This window comes from Clostridium sp. MT-14 (genome assembly GCF_042436595.1).
Taxonomy (GTDB): domain Bacteria; phylum Bacillota; class Clostridia; order Clostridiales; family Clostridiaceae; genus Clostridium_B; species Clostridium_B aromativorans.
In genome coordinates, this window is record NZ_JBHMIY010000032.1 from 34,408 (window position 1) to 43,314 (window position 8,907).

At 38.8% G+C, this 8,907-nt stretch carries 7 protein-coding genes; all 7 read left to right on the plus strand.

The genetic code is table 11. The features are described 5' to 3' along the window. Position 1 precedes the first annotated feature (1 nt). A complete protein-coding gene (locus ACFHWD_RS17155) occupies positions 2-1,864 on the plus strand; it encodes an ABC transporter ATP-binding protein (protein WP_378062792.1) in 1,863 nt (620 codons plus the stop codon). A 321-nt stretch (positions 1,865-2,185) separates the two neighbouring features. Continuing rightward, entirely contained in the window at positions 2,186-3,088 is a 903-nt protein-coding gene (locus ACFHWD_RS17160; protein ID WP_150356587.1) for a dihydrodipicolinate synthase family protein, read from the plus strand. A gap of 75 nt (positions 3,089-3,163) precedes the next feature. Next, positions 3,164-5,137 carry a YjhG/YagF family D-xylonate dehydratase gene (locus tag ACFHWD_RS17165; protein WP_229980808.1) on the plus strand — a complete coding sequence of 658 codons (1,974 nt, stop codon included), beginning with the start codon at positions 3,164-3,166 and terminating at the stop codon, positions 5,135-5,137. 27 nt (positions 5,138-5,164) lie between these two features. Further along, positions 5,165-5,452: a UxaA family hydrolase gene (locus ACFHWD_RS17170; protein ID WP_378062793.1), complete on the plus strand. Its 288-nt coding sequence runs from the start codon at positions 5,165-5,167 to the stop codon at positions 5,450-5,452. A gap of 27 nt (positions 5,453-5,479) precedes the next feature. Next, positions 5,480-6,640, plus strand: a complete 1,161-nt coding sequence (locus tag ACFHWD_RS17175; protein WP_229980809.1) for a UxaA family hydrolase — start codon at positions 5,480-5,482, stop codon at positions 6,638-6,640. Between the two features lie 50 nt (positions 6,641-6,690). Beyond that, the gene (locus ACFHWD_RS17180) at positions 6,691-7,965 is read left to right on the plus strand and encodes an MFS transporter (protein ID WP_150359063.1); all 1,275 of its coding nucleotides are present in this window, start codon (positions 6,691-6,693) and stop codon (positions 7,963-7,965) included. A gap of 51 nt (positions 7,966-8,016) precedes the next feature. Further along, positions 8,017-8,907 (plus strand): DUF362 domain-containing protein (locus ACFHWD_RS17185; protein WP_378062794.1); only part of this gene is annotated, 891 nt, incomplete at its 3' end.

Below are 8,907 nucleotides of genomic sequence, written 5' to 3' on the forward strand. Positions count from 1 at the left end.
TATGGATAAAAAATTTAAATATGACAAAAGCAGTATCAGAATGCCTCTTGGACCAAGGAGAGGTGTAAAAGGTAAAGGCAGCATTAAGCCAGTTGAAAAGCCTAAAAATTTTAGGAAGACTTTGTTCAGATTGTGGAGATATTTTGGAAGTGAAAGAAGACTTCTAATTATAATTTTTATATTTGTGATACTGGATTCCATAGTGTCGTTTTTAGGACCTTATTTCATAGGGAAATCTATTGATGCCATGTCCTCAGGATTGAAGGTAAGAGTGGACTTCGGCCTGCTGTTTATGATGGTCATGCTGCTTTTATTCACATATATACTAGATGGAGTGCTGACTTTTTTTCAAAGCTGGCTTATAGCTGGAACAGCCCAAAGAATAATAATAAGACTCAGGGAAAATTTATTTAATAAGCTTCAGAAGCTTCCAATATCTTTTTTTGACAGAAATACCCATGGGGAGATAATGAGCAGGCTCACCAATGATATAGAAAATGTGAGTTCTACCATATCGCAGTCTACCACCCAGCTCATGTCATCAGCGGTGACAGTATTTGGATCTTTTGTAATGATGCTTGTTTTGAGCCCTATTATGACTTTTGTGAGCCTTATTACAGTTCCACTGGTGTTTTTACTTACCAAGAGTATAGCAAAGAATACAAGCAAATTATTTAAGATTCAGCAGATAGAACTTGGGAAATTGAATGGTCATATAGAGGAATCCATATCAGGACTTCAGGTAATAAAAGCTTTTAACCATGAAGAAAAAATCATAGAGAAATTTAATCTAATGAATCGTAGGTTGTGTAAAGTGGGATTAAAGGCCCAAATACTGTCCGGGTTTTTAATGCCAATTATGAATGTCATAAACAATATAGGATTTGCTGCAGTAGCCGGAGTTGGTGGGATTTTAGCTGTAAAGGATATTATAACCGTAGGAGTTATAGCCAGCTTCTTAAGCTATTCAAGGCAATTTACCAGACCCCTAAATAGTATAGCAAGTATATTTAATACCCTCCAGTCAGCTGTTGCAGGTGCGGAAAGAGTATTTGAAATATTGGATGAGGAAGAGGAATTAAAGGATACATCTGGAGCGAAAATACTTGAAGATTGTAAAGGCCGTATTGTTTTTGAAAATGTATGTTTTAGATATAGGGAAGATGTCGAGGTATTGAAGAATATAAATCTTGAAATAAATCCAGGTACCAGTGTAGCTTTGGTTGGGCCTACAGGAGCAGGTAAAACCACTATCGTAAATCTGCTAAATAGGTTCTACGACGTATCCAGCGGGAGAATTTTTATTGATGGGGTGGACATCAGAGATTATACCAGGGACAGCCTTAGAAAATGCTTTGGTATAGTTCTTCAGGATACCTATCTTTTTACAGGCACCATATTTGAGAACATCAGATATGGTAATCTGGATGCAGATTATTCTCAAGTAAAAAAAGTTGCGGAATCAGTAGGTGCAGATAAATTTATTGAAAAGCTTCCAGAAGGATACAATACTATGATTCAAGAGGGAGGAAGCAATTTAAGCCAGGGCGAAAGGCAGATAATATCCATAGCAAGGGCTGTACTTTCAAATCCTTCTATACTTATTTTAGATGAAGCTACCAGCAGTATAGATACTAGAACGGAGATTGGGATACAGAAAGCTATGTTTAAACTTATGGAGGATAGGACTAGCTTTATTATTGCCCATAGGCTCAGCACTATAAAGTATTCTGATATCATAATGGTTATAAAAGATGGTAGAATAGTGGAACTTGGAAATCATAAGGATTTAATAGATAGAAAAGGTGTATATTATAATATGTATTACAACCAGATTGTCTCAAGCAGCTCTCAGGGTTCATAAGTAAATCTGGATAAAACAGGGTATTATCCTGAGATATAGTCGAAAATTAGAAATCCCGTATATTTAAGACAGATAAAAGGGCAGAGGACTGCTCTTTTTAATTTTTGCAAAAAATACTGAATTATTATCTTGACATCATAAAAAATTGTGATAATATTAATTATGATATTCGTATAAACAAATTAGTTTTGTATATGCGAACAAAATAAAGAAGAATTAGCTTTATCAATTGTCAAATTGCCGATACGAGCAGCAGGATATAGCTATTACAAAATAAGCTTTGAATTTAATCTAAAATTTTTATTGAAGGAGAGATAACACGTGAAAAAGGCTAAATTTTTAACTCCTGTAATTACTGCATTTGATGCTGAGGGAAATTTAGATGTCCAGGCAAATAAAAATGTTTATGACTATCTTATTGACTCAGGTATAGATGGTTTAGTTGTTATGGGCAGTACAGGTGAATTCTATGCAATGTCTATTGAACAGAGGAAAGAATTGATTGATCTTGTTGTTCCCTATGTAAATAAGAGAACAAAGACTATTATTGGTACAGGCTGTATGACAATAGAAGATACAATTGAACTTTCCAATTACGCTATTGGTGTTGGAGCGGATGCTGTTATTGTTGTTAGTCCGTATTATTTTGGTTTAACGGATGCAAATTTGGATTTTTACTATGGAGAAATCGCAAAAGCTGTAAAGGGTAATATTTATTTATATAATTTTCCTGACAGAACAGGATATGATCTATCACCGGAATTTACACTTAATTTGTTGAGAAAACATGGCAATATTGTTGGATATAAAGATACGGTATCAGAAATGGGACATACTAGAAAGCTGATCAAAACCGTACAGAATGAATTTCCTGGATTTGAGGTATTTTCAGGATTTGATGAAAATTTTGTCCATAATATTCTTGTAGGTGGAAGCGGTTGCATTAGTGCACTTTCAAATCTTTATCCAGAGATTTTTGTAAATTGGGTGAAATCGGTTAATAATAAAAATATCGCTAAAATAGCTGAAATTCAAAATTGTGTTGATAAAATGTCAGAATTATATGAGATAAGCCAGTGTTTTATTCCTATTCTAAAGAAAGCAATGATGTTTAAAGGTTTAGATATTAAAGACTACTGTAAAACTCCTTTTCTTCAGGCAGATGAAAAGCAAACCAATGCAATTAAGGAACTGATGGAAGAGGTAGATCATATAATCTCATAAAAATTGCTACTTAGCCATATGTTTTGTTAATTAAGTTATCAAAATAATTTTAATTATAGAGAGGAAGGGTTAATTGTGTCATTAAAATCAATTTTTGGTGAAGAAAAAGCAGCTTTGTATAAAATTCACACTCATGCAGAAGGGCCTAAGGGTTCGCTTCCACTTACTCCGGAATTGTTGAAAAAATTACCTAGCGGTAATGTATTCGGAATGACTTTAAGTGCCGGTATGGGATGGGAGCCATCTAAACTCTTGGGTGGTGACGTGCTGATACTCAGCAATCAAGGTGGTGTTCGTGATAATGACGGTACTCCGATAGCTTTAGGATTACACACAGGTCACTTTGAATTGGGATTGCAGGTAAGAGCGGCATCTGAAGAGATCAAGAAACTTGGAGGCGTTCCTTATGCTGCATACGTAACAGATCCATGTGACGGACGCAGCCAGGGTACAACAGGAATGTTTGATTCTCTGCCTTATCGTAATGATGCGGCAATAGTACTGCGACGTTTAATTCGTTCACTGCCGACACGACGTGCAATAATTGGTGTAGCTTCATGTGATAAAGGACTGCCTTCCATGATGATGGCGCTGGTGTCTATGCATGATTTGCCAGCTATCATTGTTCCTGGTGGTGCAACACTTCAACCTATAAAAGGGGAAGATGCAGGAACTATTCAAACTATTGGAGTTAGATTTGCCAACAATGAGCTTTCATTTGAGGATGCCTGCCGATTGGGATGCAAAGCTTGTGCTTCTGCAGGCGGTGGATGCCAGTTCTTGGGAACAGCTGGTACTTCACAGGTTATTGCCGAAGCATTGGGAATAGCGTTGACTCACTCTGCTTTATCACCTTCAGGTCAGCCGATATGGGAAGAAATTGCTAAGCAGTCAGCTAGGGCAGTTTTGGATATGGCTGATAATGGAATAACTACCAGGGATATTGTTACAGATAAAGCTATTGAAAATGCCATGGTGGTTCATGCTGCTTTTGGTGGATCGACGAACTTGCTCCTTCATCTGCCTGCAATTGCACATGCTGCCGGTTGTAAAATTCCAACTGTAAAAGACTGGGCAAGGGTTAATAGGGAAGTTCCCCGTTTAGTAAGTGTTCTTCCTATGGGACCGGTTAATTACCCAACAGTTTGCGCATTTTTAGCAGGAGGAGTTCCTGAAGTTATGCTTCATTTAAGAAAACTTGGACTTTTGCATGAAGACGTTCTTACCGTTACAGGGGAAACACTTGGAGCTAATCTTGATTGGTGGGAAAAATCTGAAAGACGTGTACAGTGTAGAAAACGTTTGGTTGAAGTAGATGGATTTGATCCTGATGAAATTATAATGAGCCCAAGCAGGGCAAAAGAAAGGGGATTGACATCAACAGTAACTTTTCCTATGGGAAATATTGCTCCTCAAGGTTCGGTGGTAAAATCAACAGCTATTGATCCATCTGTTATAGATGATGATGGAGTATTTAGACACACTGGAAAAGCTAAGGTTTTCACCTCTGAAAAATCAGCTATTAAAGCGCTTAAAGATGTTGGAAAGATCAAGGCTGGAGATATAATGGTTGTCATGGGTGGAGGTCCGATGGGAACAGGTATGGAGGAGACATATCAGTTGACATCTGCTTTAAAACATCTGTCTTTTGGTAAACATGTTTCCTTGATCACAGATGCACGTTTTTCCGGTGTTTCTACAGGTGCTTGTTTTGGTCATGTAGGTCCTGAGGCATTGGCAGGAGGCCCTCTTGGGAAGCTTCGTGATGGAGATGTTATTGAAATTATAGTTGACACCAATAAGCTTGAGGGATCGATTAATTTTATTGGAACTGAGGATAAAAAACTTTCTTATGAAGAAGCAGCCAAAGTACTAGAAGCACGTGAACCTAATCCAGATCTTGAGCCTGATCCAGATCTTCCAGATGATACAAAACTATGGGCGGCACTTCAGTCTGTCAGCGGTGGAACCTGGAGTGGAAGCGTATATGATGTAGATAAAATTATTAAAGTTATTGAAGAAGGCAAAAAAGCGCTGGATAAGCAATAATTATTTAAATTTTAAGGGGGAATGATTATGAATGACAATATAAATTCCTTAATTGTAGACAAAAAAGATAATGTGGCTGTGGCTATGGTGGAACTAAATACCGGGGATACAGCTGTGTACAAGATTGGTGATGAATTGAAAAAGGTTACTATCGTGGACAACGTACCTGTCTATCATAAATTTTCGGTATCCAATATAAGTGAAGGAGATAAAATTTACAAATACGGGCAGGTAATAGGCAGGGCCGTAAAAGATATAAAAATAGGAAAGCATGTTCATCTGCACAATTTAATAAGCATAAGGGAAAATATATAACAAGATAGAGGGAAGGAGGATGATATTATGAAATTTATGGGATACAGAAGGCCCGATGGAAAGGTTGGAGTGAGAAATAAGGTTCTTGTGCTGCCTACCTGTGCATGCTCCAGTGAAACCTGCAGGATAGTCGCAGGGCAGGTAACAGGAGCTGTCAGCATAATCAATCAGAATGGATGTGGTCAGGCGAAGGGAGATCTTGATATTACTGTAAAGGTATTAGTTGGCCTGGCAGCAAATCCAAATGTATACGGTACAGTTCTCATAGGACTGGGATGTGAGAATGCCCAGCCTGATGAGGTTTCAAAGTTGATAAAAGCTGTTACAAACAAACCGTTGAAGAAACTGGTAATTCAGGAGGAGGGAGGTACAAGTGCTACTATAGCCAAGGGAATTGAATATGCAAGGGAGATGGCACAGGAGGCATCTGAACTTGAAAGGGAAGAAGCTGACATATCTGAACTCATAGTAGGTACGGAATGCGGAGGATCTGATCCAACTTCCGGGCTGGCAGCCAATCCGGTTCTTGGTGATATGAGTGACAGGCTGGTGGATCTGGGATCGACTTCAATATTGTGTGAGACAACTGAATTCATAGGTGCGGAGCATCTGCTCGCAGCCAGGGGAGCTACTCCTGAAATAAGCGATAGGATTATATCAATAGTCAAGAGATATGAAAAGCATTTAAAGACTGCAGGGGAAGACTTAAGGGAAGGAAACCCATCGCCTGGCAATAAGGCAGGGGGCATAAGCACCATTGAGGAAAAATCCCTGGGATGCATACACAAGGGAGGACACAGGCAAATAGTAGAAGTAGTTGATTATGCTTATTTTCCAAGTAAAAAGGGATTGGTCATAATGGATACACCGGGTTTTGATATAGCATCTGTGACAGGGCTTGCAGCAGGAGGATGCCAGATAATAGTGTTTACTACGGGAAGGGGAACTCCTACGGGCAATATAATATCGCCGGTGCTGAAAGTGACGGGCAACAAATATACCTTTGAAAAGATGAAGGGAAATATAGATTTTGATGCAAGCGGAATTCTATCGGGAAAAGATACGGTAGAACAGCTGGGCGAGAAACTGCTGAATGAAGTCATCCATGTGGCAGAGGGAAAAGTTACAAAGGCAGAAGCATTGGGCTTCAATGATACTGCAATATGCAGAGTGTGCAACTATGTGTAGGTTATTTGTTCGAATGAGAATTATTTATAGTATTTTAAGGAGGAATTCAAATGCAAAAAAGTATAGATAAAATACCCAGTGGACGTTGGATTCATATAATCCCACCTGCAATACTGGTTTATATAGTAGCATTTATGGATCGTACAAATATAGGTTTTGCAATGGCAGGAGGAATGAGTGAAGAGCTAGCTATGACAGCTAGTATTACGGGCCTTGCTGCAGGAATATTCTTTGTAGGGTATCTGTTTCTGCAGGTACCTGGTGGTCAAATAGCTGAAAAGGGAAGTGCCAAGAAATTTATAGCCTATTCCATTTTAGCCTGGGGTGGACTTGCAGTTGTATCAGGATTTGTCAAGAATGTACCACAGCTGCTTGCAATTCGTTTTCTGTTGGGAGTTGCTGAAGGTGGTGTTTGGCCCGCAATACTTACCATTATAAGTCATTGGTTTCCAAATGAAGAAAGGGGAAGGGCAAATGCATATTTTATAATGAATGTGCCTATAGCTTCCATAATAACCGGACCTCTTTCCGGGTGGATTATAACTGCGTACAGCTGGCGTGCCGTTTTTGTAATAGAAGGCATAATATCCCTTGCACTTATACTGGTTTGGCTTCCGCTTATAAGTGACAGGCCTGAAGATGCTAAGTGGATATCTAAAGAAGAAAAAGAGTATATTACACGAAAAATAAAAGAAGAGCAGGAAAATATAAAAGATCTGGAGGGAACTGCAGTATCTTTTAAAGATATATTCTCCAATATAAATATGTGGAAATTGATTATAATATATTTTTGCTATCAGACCGGAATATATGGTTTCTCGCTGTGGCTTCCAACTTTGATAAAAGAACTTACTAAATCAGGAATGAATGGTGTGGGGTGGTTGTCTACATTGCCGTATATAGGCACTATAGTTGGACTGTATGTATTTTCTCATCTATCTGACAAAAGCGGAAATAGAAGACTGCATACTGCATTACCTTTGATCGGATTTTCCATATGTTTGTTGCTGTCAGTTCAAACCAAATCCAATATATGGCTGTCATTTGCATTTTTAATTGGATGCGGTGTATTTCTTCAAGCAGCTTCAAGCGTATTCTGGACAATACCACCTATATTGTTTAATGCTGAAATGGCAGGTGGTGCCAGAGGAGTTATAAATGCACTGGGAAATCTGGGAGGCTTCTTGGGACCGTATATAGTTGGATGGCTGACTATGAAATACAGTTCTGGTATAGGGATTTATAGTTTAGTAATAATTTTGGCAATTGGATTTTTAGTGACGGTATCATTACCGAAAGAGACATCTAAAAGTGAACAATTATAAATGAATTATTTTGAGCATGTATGAAATACCAAATGAATGGGAGATGTAAATATGGAGTCTTTGGATTTAAGTAAATTTCCTAAAATAGAATTACCTAGGTTCTTGAAAATAAAGCAGAATTTTGAGAAAGATAGAGTTGAAAATGTAGAACTTGAAGTGGCGGATAAAGTAAGACAGAGTATAAAAAATATGGATTTGAAAGGCAAGAGAATTGCAGTGGGTGTTGGCAGCCGTGGAGTTGCAAATATAGCTAAAATGGCTAAGACAGTTGTGGACTGCCTGAAAGGAGCTGGAGCAGAGCCATTTATCATACCTGCCATGGGAAGTCATGGCGGGGCCACACCGGAGGGTCAGGCAGGAATTTTAGCCTCTTATGGTATTACGGAGGAAGCAATGGGGGTCAAGGTAGATGCATCTGTAGATGTTGAGCCTATTGGAGAATATGAACCGGGATTGACTGTCTATGTTGCCAAAAGTGCTCTGGAGGCCGATGGAGTGGTTATAATTCCCAGAATAAAACCGCATACCTGTTTTAGAGGCAGGGTTGAAAGCGGTGCCTGCAAAATGCTCGTTATAGGTCTTGGGAAGCAGCGGGGGGCGGATTCAGTTCACAGTAAGGGATTTGAAAGATTCCATGAGCTTATACCCGGAGTTGGGTGCATGATAGCTAAGAGGATCAAGCTGCTTTTTGCCGTATCCACAGTTGAAAATGCCTATGATGATACCTATAAGATAACCATACTTACGAAAGATGAGATACTTGGATTGGAGAAGGAAGAAGCTCTTCTTGAAGAGAGCAGAAAAAGGATGGCCCAGATACTCATACCGAAATTTGACGTACTTATAATAGGGGAGATAGGCAAGAATATAAGCGGAGATGGACAGGATCCCAACGTGACAGGGCTGTATTTTACCAAATGTGCCAGCGGAGGACCTGAATTT

Bases quoted from the DNA above. Each gene is read 5' to 3' on its own strand.
- ACFHWD_RS17175 (WP_229980809.1), top strand. From the start codon at position 5,480: ATGAAATTTATGGGATACAGAAGGCCCGATGGAAAGGTTGGAGTGAGA.
- ACFHWD_RS17170 (WP_378062793.1), top strand. From the start codon at position 5,165: ATGAATGACAATATAAATTCCTTAATTGTAGACAAAAAAGATAATGTG.
- ACFHWD_RS17180 (WP_150359063.1), top strand. From the start codon at position 6,691: ATGCAAAAAAGTATAGATAAAATACCCAGTGGACGTTGGATTCATATA.
- ACFHWD_RS17155 (WP_378062792.1), top strand. From the start codon at position 2: ATGGATAAAAAATTTAAATATGACAAAAGCAGTATCAGAATGCCTCTT.